At 36.8% G+C, this 18,499-nt stretch carries 19 protein-coding genes; 4 read left to right on the top strand and 15 right to left on the bottom strand.

Annotation, left to right across the window (positions count from 1 at the left end):
- Positions 1-101: 101 nt before the first annotated feature.
- The 9 genes from A6E04_RS19925 to A6E04_RS19885 all read right to left on the bottom strand — a co-directional run bounded on the left by A6E04_RS19925 (position 102) and on the right by A6E04_RS19885 (position 7,860).
- Positions 102-1,316 carry a secretin N-terminal domain-containing protein gene (locus tag A6E04_RS19925; RefSeq protein ID WP_065612208.1) on the bottom strand — a complete coding sequence of 405 codons (1,215 nt, stop codon included), beginning with the start codon at positions 1,314-1,316 and terminating at the stop codon, positions 102-104.
- Positions 1,294-2,364 carry a zonular occludens toxin domain-containing protein gene (locus tag A6E04_RS19920; protein WP_065612207.1) on the bottom strand — a complete coding sequence of 357 codons (1,071 nt, stop codon included), beginning with the start codon at positions 2,362-2,364 and terminating at the stop codon, positions 1,294-1,296. Before A6E04_RS19920 ends, A6E04_RS19925 begins: the two co-directional genes overlap by 23 nt.
- Positions 2,364-2,735: a DUF5455 family protein gene (locus tag A6E04_RS19915; RefSeq protein ID WP_065612206.1), complete on the bottom strand. Its 372-nt coding sequence runs from the start codon at positions 2,733-2,735 to the stop codon at positions 2,364-2,366. Before A6E04_RS19915 ends, A6E04_RS19920 begins: the two co-directional genes overlap by 1 nt.
- A 3-nt stretch (positions 2,736-2,738) precedes the next feature.
- A complete protein-coding gene (locus A6E04_RS19910; protein ID WP_065612205.1) occupies positions 2,739-4,328 on the bottom strand; it encodes a hypothetical protein in 1,590 nt (529 codons plus the stop codon).
- A 66-nt stretch (positions 4,329-4,394) separates the two neighbouring features.
- Positions 4,395-4,619 carry a major coat protein gene (locus tag A6E04_RS19905; RefSeq protein WP_065612204.1) on the bottom strand — a complete coding sequence of 75 codons (225 nt, stop codon included), beginning with the start codon at positions 4,617-4,619 and terminating at the stop codon, positions 4,395-4,397.
- 238 nt (positions 4,620-4,857) lie between these two features.
- On the bottom strand, positions 4,858-5,169 hold the full coding sequence (locus A6E04_RS19900) for a chemotaxis protein (RefSeq protein ID WP_065612203.1): 312 nt from the start codon (positions 5,167-5,169) through the stop codon (positions 4,858-4,860).
- 65 nt (positions 5,170-5,234) lie between these two features.
- Positions 5,235-7,205: a replication endonuclease gene (locus tag A6E04_RS19895; protein ID WP_065612202.1), complete on the bottom strand. Its 1,971-nt coding sequence runs from the start codon at positions 7,203-7,205 to the stop codon at positions 5,235-5,237.
- A 2-nt stretch (positions 7,206-7,207) separates the two neighbouring features.
- On the bottom strand, positions 7,208-7,552 hold the full coding sequence (locus tag A6E04_RS19890) for a hypothetical protein (RefSeq protein WP_065612201.1): 345 nt from the start codon (positions 7,550-7,552) through the stop codon (positions 7,208-7,210).
- 2 nt (positions 7,553-7,554) lie between these two features.
- A complete protein-coding gene (locus tag A6E04_RS19885; RefSeq protein WP_065612200.1) occupies positions 7,555-7,860 on the bottom strand; it encodes a hypothetical protein in 306 nt (101 codons plus the stop codon).
- A 242-nt stretch (positions 7,861-8,102) separates the two neighbouring features.
- On the opposite strand from A6E04_RS19885, the gene A6E04_RS19880 reads away from it, so the two are divergent.
- Complete coding sequence (locus A6E04_RS19880) at positions 8,103-8,471, top strand: DUF3693 domain-containing protein (protein WP_065612199.1); 369 nt, start codon at positions 8,103-8,105, stop codon at positions 8,469-8,471.
- A gap of 182 nt (positions 8,472-8,653) precedes the next feature.
- Here A6E04_RS19880 and yciH read toward each other — a convergent pair whose 3' ends face one another.
- On the bottom strand, positions 8,654-8,965 hold the full coding sequence (gene yciH, locus A6E04_RS19875) for a stress response translation initiation inhibitor YciH (protein WP_023603941.1): 312 nt from the start codon (positions 8,963-8,965) through the stop codon (positions 8,654-8,656).
- A gap of 43 nt (positions 8,966-9,008) precedes the next feature.
- Positions 9,009-9,359, bottom strand: a complete 351-nt coding sequence (locus A6E04_RS19870; protein WP_012551952.1) for a DUF3319 domain-containing protein — start codon at positions 9,357-9,359, stop codon at positions 9,009-9,011.
- A gap of 165 nt (positions 9,360-9,524) precedes the next feature.
- Between A6E04_RS19870 and A6E04_RS19865 the strand changes: the two genes are divergently transcribed.
- Positions 9,525-10,442, top strand: a complete 918-nt coding sequence (locus A6E04_RS19865) for a tyrosine-type recombinase/integrase (protein ID WP_065612198.1) — start codon at positions 9,525-9,527, stop codon at positions 10,440-10,442.
- 15 nt (positions 10,443-10,457) lie between these two features.
- Here A6E04_RS19865 and A6E04_RS19860 read toward each other — a convergent pair whose 3' ends face one another.
- Together A6E04_RS19860 and A6E04_RS19855 are read right to left on the bottom strand one after the other, a co-directional pair.
- On the bottom strand, positions 10,458-11,450 hold the full coding sequence (locus A6E04_RS19860) for a D-alanine--D-alanine ligase (RefSeq protein WP_039799191.1): 993 nt from the start codon (positions 11,448-11,450) through the stop codon (positions 10,458-10,460).
- Positions 11,451-11,499: 49 nt separating this feature from the next.
- Positions 11,500-12,057, bottom strand: coding sequence for an SPOR domain-containing protein (locus A6E04_RS19855; RefSeq protein ID WP_012551955.1), 558 nt, complete (start codon positions 12,055-12,057; stop codon positions 11,500-11,502).
- A 243-nt stretch (positions 12,058-12,300) separates the two neighbouring features.
- On the opposite strand from A6E04_RS19855, the gene A6E04_RS19850 reads away from it, so the two are divergent.
- A complete protein-coding gene (locus tag A6E04_RS19850; RefSeq protein WP_065612197.1) occupies positions 12,301-14,979 on the top strand; it encodes a bifunctional acetate--CoA ligase family protein/GNAT family N-acetyltransferase in 2,679 nt (892 codons plus the stop codon).
- Positions 14,980-15,241: 262 nt separating this feature from the next.
- On the opposite strand, the gene A6E04_RS19845 is transcribed toward A6E04_RS19850, so the two are convergent.
- Positions 15,242-17,194 carry a diguanylate cyclase domain-containing protein gene (locus A6E04_RS19845; protein ID WP_065612196.1) on the bottom strand — a complete coding sequence of 651 codons (1,953 nt, stop codon included), beginning with the start codon at positions 17,192-17,194 and terminating at the stop codon, positions 15,242-15,244.
- 492 nt (positions 17,195-17,686) lie between these two features.
- Between A6E04_RS19845 and A6E04_RS19835 the strand changes: the two genes are divergently transcribed.
- Entirely contained in the window at positions 17,687-17,914 is a 228-nt protein-coding gene (locus A6E04_RS19835) for a hypothetical protein (protein WP_017023212.1), read from the top strand.
- A 29-nt stretch (positions 17,915-17,943) separates the two neighbouring features.
- Here the strand turns inward: A6E04_RS19835 and mog are convergent, their stop codons facing one another.
- A complete protein-coding gene (mog, locus tag A6E04_RS19830; RefSeq protein WP_023603947.1) occupies positions 17,944-18,480 on the bottom strand; it encodes a molybdopterin adenylyltransferase in 537 nt (178 codons plus the stop codon).
- Positions 18,481-18,499 lie beyond the last annotated feature (19 nt).

The raw sequence follows: 18,499 nt of genomic DNA, 5'->3' as shown, positions 1-18,499 counted from the left end.
TTGAAAATGATAGCATTATTTTATCTCGAGAAAAATCTATAACCGAAAAAAGATAGCAATAAATCAAATCACCGGTTAATCCTGGCAAGAAAATGATAGCATCAATTTATAACGGTAATTTTCATTATTATTTTCAATTCCTTTTGAACCTCATCCGTCGAAGTACTTTTAAATAACTCACCAAGCCACGGAATATCCATCAATAGCGGTACGCCTGATACGCTTTTCTTTTCCTCATTTGAGATTAAACCACCTAATGCAATGGTTTGGCCGTCTTTGATTTTAACCGAGGTTTGCAACGTTCTGGTGTTTGTAATAATGTCCGAGGCAATGGCCGAGTTACTCACGCTCGAACTTTCTTGATTGATATTTAAGATAATATGCTCACCAACTATGTGAGGCGTCACTGTAAGCGATACACCCACGTCTTTACGTTCAATTTGTTGTGTTACATTACCCCCGTCCGTTGTCTCTGTAGACGTGAGGAAAGGGACATTTTGACCGACTGTAATGTAACCGCGCTCCCTGTCTAAAATAAGCATATTCGGCCTTGATAATAACTTTGTGTTTTGAGACTGGTAAACGGCCTTTACTAATGCTGAAAAATTACCACCTTTATATATTGCGTGACTATCTGTAAGGGCATCAAACGCGCCTAGAGGACTTGATACCAACTGAAAACCCGACGAGGTAAGGTAAGACATATCAATGCCAATTTCTTGCGCGTCATTAATCTCAGTTTCAGATATTACGGATTCAATAAAGACTTGTCTTTGTGGCTTATCTATCGCCTGAATAAGTGCATCGAGTATGTCTATTTGTTTCTTTGTGCCTGTCACTATGATCGCGTTTGTTGTCGGTAGTATGTCCACGCTTGAGTTATTAACTGGTTGCTTTGATTCTGTATTTGTTTGAGCTAATGAGCCGTTTAACGTTGATTGTATTAACTGCGTGACCGTATTATTACGAACATGAAGTAATCTGTATAATTTTGCTGTCGTTGGTTCTAATAGCTCTAATTTTTCAGCATCAACAACAACGGTATAAAAGTCATTCTGTTTTTTTAGCTCATAACCGTGAGCAGTAAGAACGGCAGAAAAAAACGGTGCCAATTCTTCGCGAGTTAGGCCAACGGCATTAACGGAGACCAGCGCATTAACGCCATTACCCAAAACAATCGTTTGACCTGACTCAATAGAAAACCAACGTACAAAATCACTGATTGGAGAGTTTACCGTCTCAAAGTTTTGAACTGGAGTTGATGCGGTAGAGAAAAAAGAAAGTGTTAATAAACTAAGAGCAATAAAGGCTTTCATTGTTTTCACCTTGAATAATTATTATGTGACAACGTGACTTAACATCGAAATCAAACCCCATTGAATTTAAATCGTCAGAATAAAGTGGTTCACCTTTTTTATTCTTTAACGTGAATTTAACGGGTTGATTGGGAAAATTTGAATAACTGGTAATTTTGTAACCATTCAATAAATTACTTAACTTATCCTTTGCGGTTGTATCTACTATTTCAATATCTTGGTCGGGAACAATATCGGGAGCGGTAAGCAACGCATAAGAATAAGAAAGCAACGCGCCAACAGTAAACATCATTATTTTTGAATACTTTTTAAAATATATCTTTGTCATTCTCATTTGATTTTTAGCCGTCCAAATAATTGAATATCTACCGTGTGTGTAATAGGGCGGTAATACCGTGTAAACACCACTATCGTAATGGTCAGAAAACCCTTGTTTAGTGTCATAACAGGAATAGAGGGAATGACCCATCATTGTCCATTTATCAACAACCATTGCATTTTGACCGTCACCGTATTTAACAACACCCATATGAATTTTAGGTAATGGCAATTTACTACCTGTAACCATGCGATAAATAGCACCTAAAAATGGAATGGTTAATCTATCCATTCGACGACAATAAACAACGTGTTCACCCAGAGCTAAACGCGCCTGTTTATCTACGATAGATATATCTTGAACGATGAAAATAATATCCCATCCAAGTTTTCTAGCGTGCAGCAACCAGTTAATAACAAACTGGCGGCTCTTATCAGCCCAAGAACGCGAATTAAACCACGTACCACATTCATCTAAAACGATAAGGCCATTCTTTGATTCATCATATGATTTGTTACCATTGCCTATAGTTTCAAAATCAATAAGAGTAGGCTTATCAGGCATACGATACACCCGACACTTTTTTGATTTATTACCTATCAGATTTTTAAGGTTTAAATCAATATTCGTTGCAATAGGTGCACCATTTTCAAGTGCTAATCTAATGCGGTGAACCGAAACCAAGGACTTACCACCGCCCAACTTTCCAGTAACAAACCAAACAGCCATTAGCCAGTAACCCTGTGAATAGCGTATATCTGCCACATCCAAACCCAACGAGCGATTTTTGCAGAGGCAACAGTAGACAAGCAAGGGATCGCATTTGATGGTGTAATCATCCCCATAGCACGCGAAAACTCAGGAGGTAAAACGTAGCTAATCCCCTCAAGCATTAACCAAAAACTGGCAGCAATAGCAACCGCCAAACCAACAACAAAGGCAATCACCGCAAGATTTAAGGCTATATTTCTTGATACAAAAACAGAGAACCAAGCGACCAATTGAGCGGCCAACCCACCAAAAAAAACAGCTATTGCAGGGATACGGAGTACTTTAGAAGTTGCGGCAATCAAAGGTAATAGAAATACTGGTGCAGGCATAAATTATCTCCGTCTATGCTTATATTCAGATACATTAGGTGTGATGTCTTCCATTAATATTCCAATCACAGTGTGCAATGTCATCATAAAAAGAATAAACCCAAATATAGATTTAAAATTATCAGAAAATTCACAGGTCAATTCGTGACCGTACCAGTCCATTGATACGCACTGATTATTAGATGTAAGTATTGATATATTCCAATCAAGAAAAGGGCTTACTGTAGATTCATCAACAGGGGGCTTAGTCGCAAGCTCAGACATAGAGTCTAAAATTGTACTGTCAGCAGCCGACAGCTCAGAATCTAGCTTTTCATTAAGTTGACCAAACATTGTTGCTATATATTCTTGGTCTAAACCGTGTGGATTTTCACAATAATTATTATCCTCAGTCGGCACACAATCACCGGCACCAATTTTATTACCAAGCTCCTCAATGGCCATTATTACCCCGGAATCATCATAGGGAACAGGCTCAGGAATAGAACCAATTGCATCAACAATGTCACCTGTATTTTTCAATTGAAGCAATTTGTTATTTTCATATATTTCTAAATCTTGCTTTAAGCCCTGGTATATAAGTTCGTTACTACTGCTTAATATATTTGTCTGGAGTTGAAGCGCGTTGTTAACATCTGAAAAACCAAAATTCATATCTAGGTTAAGATTCTGAATTGCATCAACAACACGAGAATCATTAAACGGGACACCTTCCACTGGTGGCTTGGGTGGATTTACTGGATTAACGGGCTTGGGTGGCGTTGGGTTAATTGGGTCAACTGTCGGAGGCTTAACAGGGTCAAGAGGACTTGTAGGGTCATCACCATGCCACGGCTCGCACTCAGGCCAAGATGGGGAGCCAATAATGCATTTATCGGGCTCTGGATTATCACACCAATTATTCTCAGGTGCAGGTACACACTCCGGCGGGTCAATGGGAGGGTCGGGCGGTATTGGTGGAATATTGCTACATGAATCAGTAAAAGACTCAGGTTCATTACTACACTCGAAGGCATACGAACCACCTTGAGCAACACAAGACGCGTGCCCGTCTGATTTCATTGCTGCAACCTCTGGAGAATCACAGAACTTATCAATAGGTGGAGGCGGAATATCACAATAAGGAATATATGATTCTGTCTCTGGATTACAATCCTCTGAAAACGTACCATTTTGAAGTGCGCAAGACATTTGAGCTTCTTGACGAAGTTCCTCAACTATAGGACTTGAGCAAAAAGGAGGTGCCGATTCACAGACACCAGTGTCAGGGTCAATATTGCCATTACAGGACGCACCAGAAGACATACTTACATAGGACTGAGAGCTATGATATGAGTTATTACGAGAATAATTCATATGTATACGAGTAGATGAAATTGAAGAAACAGACTTTATAACATATTTATCACTACCACTTTCATACTCTAAACCAACAAGACAAGATGCGCCTATACTTGGATTAATGATGTCACCAACGTTATAACAAGAAGTAGCGACAGGATGAACAGAGGTAACTTTTGATAAAGCGAAAGCATTAAAAGAATAACCCGACATGATAAGAATTAAAGGTAAGAGTATTTTTTTAATGTTCATAGTGAATGCTCAAGAACTGAAAGGATGGAAGATAAAGAATTGGTGCCGTAACCACCAAGAACTAAATTATGATACTGATTTTTTAGAGAACTTTTTAAACAATGAAATACCGATAATCGCTAATGTAATGGTGATAACGATAGGCCATGCTAATGCAATCATAGAATCGGCTAACGTGCTTACTTCACCCATTGCAGCGATAGCGGCAGACGGAAGAGGGTCGGCAGCCATAGCAGAAGAAGAACCAAGAAGAACGGCTGTAACTAATAACGCTTTATTTGAAACTTTCATAATATTTACTCACTTTTATTTAAGATATATTTTCGACGACTTGACGGAAGACTAATAATTGCTTACCAATCGAGAAGCCGATAATAAAGGCGGTGAACAAAGCACCAACAATGAATTGAACGTCAATCATCTTTGACCCCCAAATATACAACCGAGAGCAACCAGTTGAACTAGGGCGATACAAAATACCAATAACCAAAGTTGGTCAAATTGCTCTACAGTCATGTTTATTTCCTAATTACTTATTTAACACTGGTAAGGCGAATAAATGGAACCCGTTAATAGCAACGTGCTTGTTTTGGTCATTACCAAAAGCCATCTCTTTATATTCAACTTGAAAGTCCATACGCTTGCCTACACAAGCGGTAAGGGCTTCACCACCTTTACCGTCAGACCAAAGTTCTTTATTGATTTTCACTTCAATAGTCGCCGTTGGGTTGGTTGTAATTAGTTTGATTTTACCGACTGTAAATTTGTCAGTACCACCGTGAACTGTTTTTGTTTCTTGAATGATGTCAGAAACATCTAAAATTAAGCCTTCCATTTTCATAATTTTCGTAACCTTATAATTAGTAATTTGTTGAACGGGGAGTTATTGACACAAGTCCAAGGAAATCAATAATACGTATCCGGCACGGCTGCGCCGACCGAACACGCATCATAGATTTCAGAAGAGCAGAGCATAATAGCTTCGCATTCATCTATGTATTGCATATGCGCTTCATACTCTGAATATTGAGCATCACACATACGTTCATATTCTTTTTCAGCTTCAAGCGCGTCAAACCAATCAACAACGCCTGTCATAATTTGTCTTTGTGCAGATTCAAACTTTTCTTTATTCTCTGTCTTCCACGAACGGAAGCGAGTAAGAAGAAAAACATCTCTAAACATTAAACCGTTGATTTGACCCTGAGCCATATCACCGAAACGAGTAGGCGAAATTTCACCAGACTCAAGCATTTTTTGAATTGTTTCTTGAACTGAATAATGGATTTTCACTTCTTGGTCAGCACGTTTCACAAACACGCCACCCATAGCAAAGCAAAAATCTTTCCAGTCACCTACGTCAGCAGCGCGACGAACCTTTTCTAATAGATAATGCTCAGTGTCGTTCAAGTCGTTTAGCATGACGTCATCCTCATTAAATTCATTTCTCAATCTACGCATTTCACGCCACACGGAAACGCTAGGGCCACCGATGAACTGAAACTGTCTAATCTGATTAACTCGAGACCATGCCACAACACGTTCAGCAGCATCAACACCATTCAATGACGAATTTTTATCATCTTGTATGTGCTGACCATCCACGTTTTTACTTACATATTTAGCCACGTAACCCACAGCCGAACCCTTTGAAAAATCAATATTTTCAAATGTGAAGCGGTGCTTTTTCGCGCCTTTTTCATTTGGCGAATCTAGCAAAGCTAAACGGTTAAATTGAGACGTTACGAATTGACGGTCTTTAGGTTCCATAAATAACAAAAAGTGATGATGCGGCGTGCCGTCCTGATGCGGTTCAGCAATGCGCATACCATAAACTTTAATTTTATGATTAGATAAAACACGTCCTAAATCTTGCCAAACACCCAGTAAATAAGCGTGAGTGTCCTTTGCGGTTGGCGAATCAGCATCAAGCCAGTTTTGATTTGTTACACCCTTAGATACCGCATGAAAACGGCTAGGCGAGGTTAGCGTATAAAACACGGCTTGATGCCCAGACTCTTGCGCTACTTCTTCAAATCCACGCAGACGAACAAACATCTCAGAACGTCGAACTTTAGGATTGGATACAGACTTATCTGATAATTCAGCAAGAGTAAAATTATTACTCATATCCTCTGAATCATAAGCGACTGTTTGTTCTAATGCCGTTCTGTTTGATGCCTTGCGCGAACGTTGACGAGCTACAGAGAAATCAGAACAATATACTTGCTTATGACGTTGAACGAGAGACAAGTCACGCGCCACTTGTTCAACCTCATAAGCACATTTTTTTCTTAATTGACGACGAAGCCAAATTTCATCACAACCACGATTGACCAGCGCGAATATTTCACCCGCATTCATTGCGCGTACAATTGTCAGGTCAGAAAACGCCAAGCCTAAATTATCTATTAAATAGCAAATAGTCATAAATCGAAGAGAATCAGATTTAGTTTCACCAATTAGCTTTTTAAATTCTTGGGACTTGCGAGACGCTAAATCTTTGATTTCATCGTCAGACAATGCAGAACTATAGCCATTTTTACAAAGGCGATCGTTTGCAGATTCAACCAAGCGAAGTGATTCAAAGTAGTCTTTATTTTTGCAAACAGAAATGAACGTATTCAGCATATGATTACCGAAGTCACGGTGTTTACGAAGTGCAGAGAATACAGGTTTACGCCATTCAGTTTGACGTAGATTGTAATAATCAGAGTTACCAACGCCGCCACAAGGCAATTCAAAATCTTGAAGCTTGCTATCATTCGTTTGAAAGTAAGAAGCAGGTAAAACTGATTCATCACCAACTTGCCAAGGTTTCCAAGGATTAACAGGGGTTACAAGTAGATTAAATGGTTCATCAATAATATTAAGCATAATTAACCCTCAACTTCTTCAATGACTTCAAAATCAAAGCGAACTGGAACCGTTGGGCCGGATACTTTAATAAATCTTAGGTGATGGCCTAACTCAGAACGAAGAGTGCATTTATCTGAAAAAAACGATAAGTAATGAAGAAATGACGAAACAGTCAGGGAGCTAGGAAGATAATTTGTATTTTCTGAAATTTGCAAATGATGTTCATTAAACATACTTGTATCAAGAACAAACTCACTATTGATGTCATAACCGCAGAAAGAAACGTATCTATTTACAATAGATTCATCATTGTCAATCTCTAGCTCTAAAAGCCCCTTGATTAGATAAACGCTTAAATGATTCATAATTAACGCTCCAATCCGTAAAACTCACAGAATTGAATTAGCATTTCATCGTTATCAAATACGTATTCAAACTCACCAGAAGCAGTTGAAAATAAAACGTAATCAAAGATTTCATGCGCAATAGTTTGCTTAGAAAAAGTCAGTTGTGACACATCAAATGTAAAAGATAGAGAAAGCCCCGAATTATCAACACCACAAAGCAAAAGCCCATAAGATGAATCAATTGGTGATTTAACAAACTCAACACCATCACATGAAAGCGTGGGAACCGAATCAAACGGCTCAGATAATTCAAATTTCTTACTCATAACAAACCCCGTAACAGATTGCGAAAGTTGGGAGGCTCGACTCAACCGCGTAGTTACGGTACAGAGCCAAGCCGAGCAAAATAAAAGACCGACACGCAATAAAGACAAGGTAGAACGCTGCATGACGGTGTAAATACTTAATAAGTTGTATCTTTGTGCAACTGTAATTGTATTCTTGTGCAACCGCAAGATGCACAAAAGTACAAGTAATGAGCTAGAATGAAGAAAAAAGGAGACGTTTTATGTATGCCAGCAAACTATTAGATGCCTATAAAACTGCAAAAAACTACATACAAGACAAACAAATAGCAGCGGATTTGAATATTGATAAGGCAAAGATAAGCAGAATTAGAAGTGGAAGATTGTATCTATCTGAAAATGAAGCACTTTATTTAGCAGAAGAAACAAAGTTAGATCCAGAAATGGTAATGATTTATTTAGCGGCTGATAAATGTAAAACGTCCCAAGCAAAACAGCTATGGGAGAACTTAGCAAAAAAGTTGAATCACCAAGGATTACAGATGCTTAGCATTAGTTTTATGGGCTTACTTGGTGTGTTTTCAGGGTCTGAAGAATCACTATACGAGTGCGCATTATGTATATTATGTTAAATATGGTTTGGGGTTAATGTAATGGATCATCATCTGTCTGCTTTCTCTGCCCTGTACTATCCCAATGTTCATAACGAAGCTATTTAACTATAATCGTATTTACCATAAAATAGCTAATAATCATTAAATAATACTTCGTATCTATCTATCGATTATTAGCTTGTTGATAGCTACGGATTATTTTAACCACCAGCTAATTTAACGGTATGTCCTTGCTTAGTTAAAAACTCTTTAATCTTTTCACGATTATCGCCTTGGATCTCAATATCACCATCTTTAACCGCGCCACCGCAACAACATACTTTTTTTAATTGAGCTGCTAATAACTTCAATTGAGCATCTTCCATATCTAACCCAGAAATAATACAAACACCTTTGCCTTTCCGGCCTTTAGTTTGGCGTTGTACACGAACAATTCCATCACCTTTAGGGCGTTCTTGTTTAGGTTCTTCTTGTTTAATGCGGCCGATATCTGTTGAATATACTAAAGACATAATAATCTCGATATGAATAAATTCGTAATAGACTGATTGTAAATTATTTTACTCGTTTATCCAAAAAGGTTTTTATTGCTTTGATACTGCCTTTTGCTAATTTACCTTGGTACAGGCAATACCATTCCTTCATTTCACCAGTGTCATTTTTTAAAGCATAACCTTTATATTCTTCTGTTTGAGTTTTGCTTTTTTTCTCATTGAGAGTCGCCTCACCCATATCACCGAATTCTTTCGGTTGAATAATAGAGCCGGTTTCATTCCACCAATCAATGCTTTTCTTTACTGCACTTAAGTGGCCTTGTAGCACTTTATTTTTAATCAAGACCTTCCAACCATCAGGGATTCCTGTTTTGTTCTCAATGAAAAATCCTCTGTATAATGATTTATGCATACTCATTACTCTTGTTTGGATGTTGATGATAATTTATAGATTAAGCATCTAATAAATAGTGCCTTTTTTCTAGTTAAAATACATTAAAAACTGAGAACCGTGATCTTATGTGGATTAAATTATCGTGTTATAGTGCATTAGATTAGTTACTATAAGGTAAACATCATGAATACCGTTACTTTTTTAAATGATGAATTAACAATTCAAGAATTACAGTCAATATTGAAAAAAGACTATTCAGATAATAGTTTAGTCTCATTTAAAAATGATTGGGTTAATTTTGTTCATTTTTGTCAACTTCATCAAGTGAATGCTCTACCCGCCTCGACTACTGCAATTCGTATATTTATAGAGAAACAAGCGAAAGAAAAGAAAATGTCTTCTATTCGTCGGTCATTAATTTCAATTTCTCATATTCACATCGCGTTTGAATTTAAAGATCCAACAAAAAATGCACAAGTTAAAGCCTCCCTTGGAAGCATTAGGTTGGCAAAAAAAGATGACAGTAAACAGACCGAAGGAATAACATCTCAAATGCTGAAGAAATTAGAGTATCAGCTTTCTGAGTCAGTTGAATTGAAAGACATTCGTGACCTAGCGATCTGGCATTTAATGTTCGAATTATTATTAAAACGCGGGGAACTTAGAGACTTGAAAGTTACGGACGTTAGTTTTAATGATGAAGGTTTGGGGTTGATTAAAATGAAAGAATATTATTATCCGCTTTCAATCAAAATAAGTCAGTTACTAACTAGGTGGTTAGAAGCATCACAAATTCTAGAGGGTTACCTATTTCGATCAATGGATCGTCATGAAAACCTCTCATTAAACCATCTCAATGACTCTTCGATTTATCGTATCTTTAGACGTGCGAATATATTATTAAATCATACGGTTAATTTCTCAGGCCTTTCTGCTCGTGTTGGGGCAACAAAAGAACTATCAAAGAAAGGATATTCAATTCAAGAGATTCAAGAAATGGGTCGTTGGATAAGCCCGGCGATGCCGAATCAATATATAGGTCAAACTAAGCGCTCTGAAGAGCAGAAGAAAATATTTCAAACAAAAAAAAGCCCGATATAAATCAGGCTATTTGTTTTATTTTAATGCGTTCAGTATGGCTTTTTGCAAGAAGGTTTTAAAGCAATGGCCATTATGTTCTAACAATTTTGGAAACATTGAGATTGGTGTCATACCTGGAAAGGTATTCACTTCATTCAAGTATATTTCGTTTTCATCGGTAAGAAAAAAATCAATGCGAGATAAGTCTTTCAATTTCATTTGAGTGAATACTTTTCGACTGTATTTATTGATTAACTCGATTTGTTCATCGGTTAAATTCTTAGCGTCTAATGTTGTGGTTGAATGACTACCACTGCCATATTTTTCTTCATACGTATAGAAAGCACCATCAGGAGCAGTAACTTCACCAGGTAAAGTAGTATAAAGTTCGCCATCAATTTCATAAGCTGAAACTTCAAGTTCTCTTGGTTTGACTGCTTTTTCTACTAATACTTGCTCTGAGTAAGTGAATGCATTGTTTACCGCTTCAACTACTTGTTCTTTTGACGTTACGTGGTAACAACCAACGGATGAACCTTGGCATGCCGCTTTGACAAACAAACTGCCCCATTGGTCAAAAGCAACTAATGCCTCATCATGGGTGGTTTGGTTGTTTTCAGTCAAAAATAAATACGGCGTATTTGGAATACTTAACGCGTCGTACCAAAGCTTCGATGTTATCTTATTAAAGCTGTTTGTACTTGCTTCTGCGTTACAACCTAAATAAGGAATTGCAAACATATCAAGCATTGATTGGATATCGCCTGTTTCACCAGGGTAACCATGGATACAGGGAACTACATAATCAACAGGGGCTGTCGCTTCATTATTACAAAGTAACGTTTTGTCTGAGCGTAATTCATATTTCAAACCAGATTCAATATGAAACCAACTGCCATCTTTAATCTCAAGATGTGTGATTTGAAATGTATTGAGTTCAGACAGTTGTTGGGCTATATAATTGGCAGAAACCAATGAAACTTCATGTTCAGTACCGCTACCGCCACAAAGTAAAAGAATGTGAGTCATAATATCTTCTGCAAAAAGAAAAGGTGCAATTAACTGCACCTATTTAAAATTAATTTAATTTATGTAATTCAGGGTTTTCTGAATTTTTAATACTTTTAATACTACGAACAAAAGGACCATAAGCCTGAATCTCAGCAGGTAGCTGTTTTATGGCTTCTCGTGCTTCTGCCGGTGTAGAAAAGTCACCATATAAAATGGTATACCAAGGCATGTTGTTCACTGTTTTTCTATTCATCCATACTGGTTGTTCACCCTGCAATTTTGCAGCGTATGAAGATAAATCTGTTTTACGGCTCAACGCTAAGATTTGAAGTGTATACCCATAACGGTTATTCATTTCATCTTGCTTTGATGTAGGTGGTAAAATTTTCACTGCGTTGTCAGATGATTCAACTACCGCATCTTCAGGTGTCAATTTTACTACTGGTTTCTCAGTCTCAGAGGCTACTGTAATTTCAGTCTCATCAAATGTTGTGTCTTCTTGCTCAATCGGTTGAGTAACTTGATACACTTCTTCTGATGAATCCGTTGTAATATTTGTTGTGTACGAACTGCTGGTACATCCGGCAAGTAGCGCGGTTAACGTAATCGGAATGATTCTTTTCATTTTAAATTCACATATATAGTCATGCTGATGCCTTAATTCTGCACTTGATGCTACTCACAATCAAGTACAAACCATAAAACCACTTAAATAACTGTTATCTTTGTGCTCAACACCAAGAAATACCTTGGTGTTAACTAAAATTAAGTCCTTTTTGTGCGCTATCTTTTGTTTATTCACATTAAGACAGTCAAATCAAATTTACTCAGCTATCTTATTCTTTATAAAGAAATAAAAGGAGTAAACATGTCGGATTTGAAACAGCTTTTACGTCCTCAATCAATTGCCGTTATTGGTGCTTCTATTCACTCTAATCGAGCTGGGCATATTGTCATGAGAAACCTTTTAGAAGGTGGATTTGATGGTCCTATAATGCCCGTACATCCGAATTATAAATCCGTGTGTGGGATTCTCGCTTATGATTCAATAGAAAAGCTCCCGATTACCCCTGATTTTGCGGTGCTTTGTACAAGCTCTCAACGGAATATAGCGTTGCTTGAAGCATTAGGGAGGAAAGGCGTAAAATGCGTTATTATTTTATCCTCTGATATGAATTTACACTCCAATGGCATTGGCGAGCCATTACCATTTCAAGCATTACGTATCGCAACCAAATATGATATGCGTATTTTGGGGCCAAATAGCCTTGGGATTATTCTTCCTTGGATAAACCTAAATGCTTCATTTTCACCTATTAATGCCAAAAAAGGGAACATTGCTTTTATTTCTCAATCAGCTGCGGTATGTACAACGATATTAGATTGGGCCAATGAGAAAAACATTGGATTCTCTGCGTTTGTTTCACTGGGAGATGGGCTTGATATTGATTTTAGCGAGCTACTTGACACGCTTTGCACTGACTCTAAAACAGAAGCTATCTTACTTTATATCGATTCAATCAAAGACGCTCGACGCTTTATGTCTGCTGCAAGGGCGGCGGCAAGAAATCGCCGTATATTGGTAGTTAAAAGTGGGCGATCTGTCGCTGGAAGTGAAGCAGCTCAATTGCACACTCATGGCGAGATAAGTTTAGATGCTGTTTATGATGCAGCAATAAGACGCGCAGGTATGCTTCGTGTATCGAATACTCATGAATTGTTTGCTGCGGTTGAAACGCTTGCACACCCTATTCCTTTTCGAGGTCATCGCCTCGCGATTGTCACAAATGGCGGTGGTCCCGCAATTATGGCAGTAGATAGCCTGATGCAGCAAGGAGGACAGTTAGCCAATCTAAGTGAGAAACTGATATCTCAATTAAATGATGTATTACCTCAAAATTGGTCCCATTCAAACCCTATTGATATTGGTGGAGATGCTGATGAAAAACGATATTGTGATGCGGTTAATGCCGTATTAGATAATGAAGATTGTGATGCACTTTTAATTATGCACAGCCCCTCTGCCGTTTCTAATGCAGAAAAAACAGCCAAAACGTTGATCAAATTAATTCGCGATCATAAAAGAAAGACTCATTTCACTATTTTGACCAATTGGTCTGGAGAAACCTCTTCTAAAGAAGCCCGTTTATTGTTTACAGAAGCGGGAATACCAACATATAGAACTCCTGAAAGTGGTGTCTCTGCATTCTTGCATCTTGTTGAATATCATAGAAATCAAAAATTACTGATAGAAACGCCCGTTTCATCCGGCCATATCAGTAAACACGATGCCATAATGGCAAGAAAATGGTTAGATAACTGCGTAACTAAAAATATTGTTAGTTTAGATACTCATGAAGTTCAAACGCTTTATGAATGTTATGGATTTAAAACGCTTGATACTTGGATCACTGAAGAACCAGTAGAAACAGCCTATGTCGCCGATAAAATTGGTTACCCTGTTGCTGTAAAATTAAGATCTCCAGATATTGCCCATAAATCCGATGTTCAGGGGGTTATGTTGAACTTAAATACACGTGAAGAAGTGATTAACGCGGCTCAATCTATAATAGATAGAGTGTCGCTAAGCTACCCAGCAGCAAGAGTTTCTGGTTTAAGCGTACAGAAAATGGCAACTCGTTCTGGATCTCAAGAATTACGAATTAAAGTGTGTCAAGATCCCGTCTTTGGTCCTGTGATCTTATTGGGGGAGGGAGGATCTGAATGGGATCTCAATAATAATGCGGCGGTTGCCCTGCCTCCATTAAACATGGCTCTTGCTGAGAACTTAATTAAATACGCCATTAAAGAAAACATTATTCAACATAGAAATACACCAAATAAAATGAGTATCTTTGACTTGAGTGCCTTTCTTGTTCGCTTATCCCAAATGGTACTCGATTGTCCTGAAATTGTAGAGCTAGATATCCATCCTTTGCTTATTTCTGGAATGGATCTGACAATTGTTGATTCATCAATGAAAGTTCAACATTTTAGTGGGGATATTCATAAACGTCTCGCAATTCGACCTTATCCAAATGAGCTTGAAGAATTTGCGAAATTGAAAGATGGCTCAAGCGTTTTACTTCGCCCTATTCTTCCTGAAGATGAACCGAAACATGCACACTTCATTTCCCTAGTTTCTCATGACGATTTATATAAACGTTTCTTTTCTGAGGTCGGTGAGTTTAATCATGAAGCTCTCGCGAATTTTACTCAAATTGATTACGATCGTGAAATGGCTTTTGTTGCCACAAAACAGATTGATGGTGAAGAAGTCATTTTAGCTGTCGTTAGAGCCCTTTCTGATCCAAATAATGTGAATTCTGAATTTGCAGTCTTAGTGAGATCAGATTTAAAAGGGTTAGGATTGGGCAAGATACTCATGACTAAAATCATTAATTACAGTAAACAGCATGGTACGAGAATAATGACGGGTATGACAATGCCTTCTAATCAAGGAATGATCGGTCTTGCGCAGTCTTTTGGATTCTTGATTGATGTTCAGATGGCTGATGGTGTTGTTGATATGACATTAAATTTGTAGAGATAAAAATAAAAAACCAAGATAAATTAACTATTTATCTTGGTTTACAATAGATATAAAAATGTGTTTTAAAGGGATATCTATATTATTTTGATTGCTCTGACTTTTCTTTTTTTACCATAATTGCGCCCGCGATGACAAAAGCAACCAATAATAAAATTTCCATTACATAATCCTATTTAACTTAAAAGTGAATGACGGCCTAATATAACATTTTAAATAATAAGTTAAATAGCTTTCACTCAAATTTGTTAAGTTTTTGTCACATAATATGAAATGCGTAACGCCCTTTTCCTGAAAGCTTTGCTTCATACATCGCACGATCTGATTCTTTTAGCAATTTATCCAGATTTCTGTTTTCTTGATAAGTTGCGATGGTAATACCAATGCTTGCTCCTACAAATAAAATGGTACCTTGATGATATATAGGTAACTGGATTGAAGTGATGACTTTATCAGCCAATTCAATTAACTGATTTTTATCGATTACAGGATTAATGAACAAGACAAATTCATCTCCGGCAAGTCGACATGCTATGTCTTTAGCTCTGACCATATTCTCTAATCTTTTTGCGATTACTCTTAATACTTCATCACCAGCATCATGCCCGTAAGTATCATTAATATGTTTAAAACCATCAAGATCAAGATAGCATAACCCTACATCACCATCAATAATAAGTGATTGATTAGCCTCATTATAAAACTTAGAACGATTAGGAAGTCCTGTTAATAAATCATGATGTGCTAGGTGATCTAAGCGTTCTTTTTCTTTTATGTCGGATAAATTAGTAAAAATGAAAATATAACTTTCTTGATCATGTTGTTCGTCGTCTAGAATCTTGCATGCTTTTATATAAAGAGGTAATTTCACCCCAAATTTATTGGTTTCTAATACTTCACCATGCCATTGCCCAAATTTATATAAAGACTCTATAATCAAATTTGTTAACGTCGAGAAGAGATAACTATCAAATAGAACTTTCATGGATAAATCGCTTAACTCTCTCATCTCATAACCAAACATCTCCGTAAATGCTGGGTTCATCAGCGTTAAGCTCCCTTTGACATCAAAAATAAGAATACCGTCTTGGCTGTTTTTAAATACATTAGCCGCTAATTTTTGCTGAGTACGACTTTTAATTGCTTCTGTTACATCTATGATAGAAAATAACAATTCGTTTTTATTTGCTAATATTCTAGTCGTTATTTGTAATGCACTTCCGCTCGTTGTTTGGATTAATACGTCATCCACTTCGGTGCAATTTTCAATAATAGTTAGAAGCGTTTTACTTTCTACCGGCTTAACAATGTCTAAAAAATACTGATCGACTAAATGATGATATGTTATTGTCGAAAATAATCTTTTTGATGCATCATTTGATAAAAGTATTTTCCCTTGTCTATCCACGGCAAACAATCCATGTTGCACTGCGGTAATTATTTGCTCTCCAAAGTCCCTTTCTTGCTCTACTTTATTTAAAACAAAACTGAGCTGTTTTTGTCGTTCTTCTAATCTATCCGCCATTTTGTTAAATGATAAAGTTAGGTCACCGACTTCATCATGAATAGTTACACAAGGCCTAACAGTAAACTCTCCACGATTTATAATCCCTTGCATCGCTTTATTTAAATTCGTTACTGGGGTAATTATCCATTGTTGAATTTTAACAATAAAAAGATACCCACAAACAATAATTAAACTAAACATAGTAAACGAAATATTTAAGGCTTCATCTCGTGTCCTATTTAATTCATCTTTGGATGCAATTAATCGTATACTTGCTATTTTTTCATTATTTAATAACACAGGCATAAAAAGGTAAACTGAATGGTCTCCAATAGCAAAGCCATCCACAGAAAGACGACGCTGTAACTCTTTATTTGGAGCTTGGGCAACCTGATTGTTTTTTCTATATTCAGCAAATGACGTCCCGTCATTCTTAAGTAGTAATACTTGTAGAATTTCACTGTCTGCACTGAAAGCATGAAGAACTTTTGTGGCTGCAATATCATCATTAAGCCGTAAGGCTGATTGTAAATTAACGCCAACACCATTGCCTAATACTTTAATTCGATTAATTAAGTTATCTTTTTGTATATTATAGGTATTAACGTAATGATAGCCCTGAAATACAACAAATAGAATCATTGTAAAGGCAATGATTGGAAATGATAATTTCTGCCTTAATGAGGCTCCCTCTATCCATTTCATTTATTATGCCCCCATTTTATGATGCGTTCCTTTTGGTGCTGATCCGTCTCTTTAACTAATGAAAACCAAGGGGTATTCGTATGCATTATATAAAATATACCTGAATCGTAAGAAAAAACAGAAAAGTCAAAATAGGTTCTTTTATGACATTTAATAATACTCGTATTTATCAGTACACTGGTGAATAACAATGATACATAGCATCCAAATAATTTTTTATTTATATAAAGATCTACCATTGATAACCGCTTATGCTTTTCATATTCGTAGTACACAGTTCATAATTAATGAAGTATAACTTGAAATACTCTATACGGTTATAATGACAGTCAAAAATAGCTTACAAAGTGATCTACATAACACTTATATTATTGTTAATTACTTAAGTGCTCTTTAATTAAAGAGATAATTCTAAAATTTACACATATTAGCCCACTTTTCCCTAATTGTGGGTAGACTACGTAATATTCAATATTTTAAAGGGGTATAAATATGAAGGCTATTGGTTACACTTTAATTTTTTTGCTGTTTTCACCAAACATACATGCAAAATCGATGGCTAAATACTATAAGTATCATCAACCTAAAGGATGTGAAACCTTGAACCGTTCATTATCACATGTGAATAAATTACTCAGTTTTAGTGATGGAAAGGAATACAAAGAAAAGCTAAAAGAGAAAAAAGCACTAATGAAGTTGAGAAAAGAGAAAGGATGTTAAAAAGCCAACTCAAGTGAGTTGGCTTTTTTTTATTTTGCTTTTGGACGAAACGGCTTGATTACGTCTTGATTACATTCAAGAAATGGACCTTCCATCAAGTCAATACAATATGGTATTGCAGGGAACACGGCGTCTAAACATTCACGAATAGATTTAGGTTTCCCTGGTAAATTAACAATTAATGAATCTTTACGTAAACCCGCAGTTTGACGAGACAAGATAGCGGTCGGAACAAACTTTAATGATTCGGCACGCATAAGCTCACCAAAACCAGGCATCATACGATCGCATACGGCTTCAGTAGCTTCAGGGGTTACATCGCGTTTTGATGGACCCGTTCCGCCAGTTGTCACGACTAGACAACAGTTTTCATTATCCGTTAATTCTATTAACGTTTTTTCAATGATATCTTGTTCATCAGGAATGACCACATACACGGGTTCCCATTCTGATGTTAAATAATCATTTAATGTTTCTATAATTGCAGGACCTGAAATGTCGTCATAAATACCAACGCTAGCACGGTCACTTACCGTTACTATGCCTATCTTTGCTTTTTCTGTCATAATACAATTCTTATCTTAA

Origin of the sequence: Aliivibrio logei (assembly GCF_001691055.1) — a bacterium.
Lineage (GTDB): Bacteria > Pseudomonadota > Gammaproteobacteria > Enterobacterales > Vibrionaceae > Aliivibrio > Aliivibrio salmonicida.
This window is presented reverse-complemented; position numbering and strand designations above follow the sequence as displayed.

Bases quoted from the DNA above. Each gene is read 5' to 3' on its own strand.
- A6E04_RS19920 (WP_065612207.1), bottom strand. From the start codon at position 2,364: ATGGCTGTTTGGTTTGTTACTGGAAAGTTGGGCGGTGGTAAGTCCTTG.
- mog (WP_023603947.1), bottom strand. From the start codon at position 18,480: ATGACAGAAAAAGCAAAGATAGGCATAGTAACGGTAAGTGACCGTGCT.
- yciH (WP_023603941.1), bottom strand. From the start codon at position 8,965: ATGTCTTTAGTATATTCAACAGATATCGGCCGCATTAAACAAGAAGAA.
- A6E04_RS19905 (WP_065612204.1), bottom strand. From the start codon at position 4,619: ATGAAAGTTTCAAATAAAGCGTTATTAGTTACAGCCGTTCTTCTTGGT.
- A6E04_RS19855 (WP_012551955.1), bottom strand. From the start codon at position 12,057: ATGAAAAGAATCATTCCGATTACGTTAACCGCGCTACTTGCCGGATGT.
- A6E04_RS19900 (WP_065612203.1), bottom strand. From the start codon at position 5,169: ATGAAAATGGAAGGCTTAATTTTAGATGTTTCTGACATCATTCAAGAA.
- A6E04_RS19880 (WP_065612199.1), top strand. From the start codon at position 8,103: ATGTATGCCAGCAAACTATTAGATGCCTATAAAACTGCAAAAAACTAC.
- A6E04_RS19835 (WP_017023212.1), top strand. From the start codon at position 17,687: ATGAAGGCTATTGGTTACACTTTAATTTTTTTGCTGTTTTCACCAAAC.
- A6E04_RS19925 (WP_065612208.1), bottom strand. From the start codon at position 1,316: ATGAAAGCCTTTATTGCTCTTAGTTTATTAACACTTTCTTTTTTCTCT.
- A6E04_RS19860 (WP_039799191.1), bottom strand. From the start codon at position 11,450: ATGACTCACATTCTTTTACTTTGTGGCGGTAGCGGTACTGAACATGAA.
- A6E04_RS19865 (WP_065612198.1), top strand. From the start codon at position 9,525: ATGAATACCGTTACTTTTTTAAATGATGAATTAACAATTCAAGAATTA.
- A6E04_RS19915 (WP_065612206.1), bottom strand. From the start codon at position 2,735: ATGCCTGCACCAGTATTTCTATTACCTTTGATTGCCGCAACTTCTAAA.
- A6E04_RS19885 (WP_065612200.1), bottom strand. From the start codon at position 7,860: ATGAGTAAGAAATTTGAATTATCTGAGCCGTTTGATTCGGTTCCCACG.
- A6E04_RS19870 (WP_012551952.1), bottom strand. From the start codon at position 9,359: ATGCATAAATCATTATACAGAGGATTTTTCATTGAGAACAAAACAGGA.
- A6E04_RS19895 (WP_065612202.1), bottom strand. From the start codon at position 7,205: ATGCTTAATATTATTGATGAACCATTTAATCTACTTGTAACCCCTGTT.
- A6E04_RS19850 (WP_065612197.1), top strand. From the start codon at position 12,301: ATGTCGGATTTGAAACAGCTTTTACGTCCTCAATCAATTGCCGTTATT.
- A6E04_RS19910 (WP_065612205.1), bottom strand. From the start codon at position 4,328: ATGAACATTAAAAAAATACTCTTACCTTTAATTCTTATCATGTCGGGT.
- A6E04_RS19890 (WP_065612201.1), bottom strand. From the start codon at position 7,552: ATGAATCATTTAAGCGTTTATCTAATCAAGGGGCTTTTAGAGCTAGAG.
- A6E04_RS19845 (WP_065612196.1), bottom strand. From the start codon at position 17,194: ATGAAATGGATAGAGGGAGCCTCATTAAGGCAGAAATTATCATTTCCA.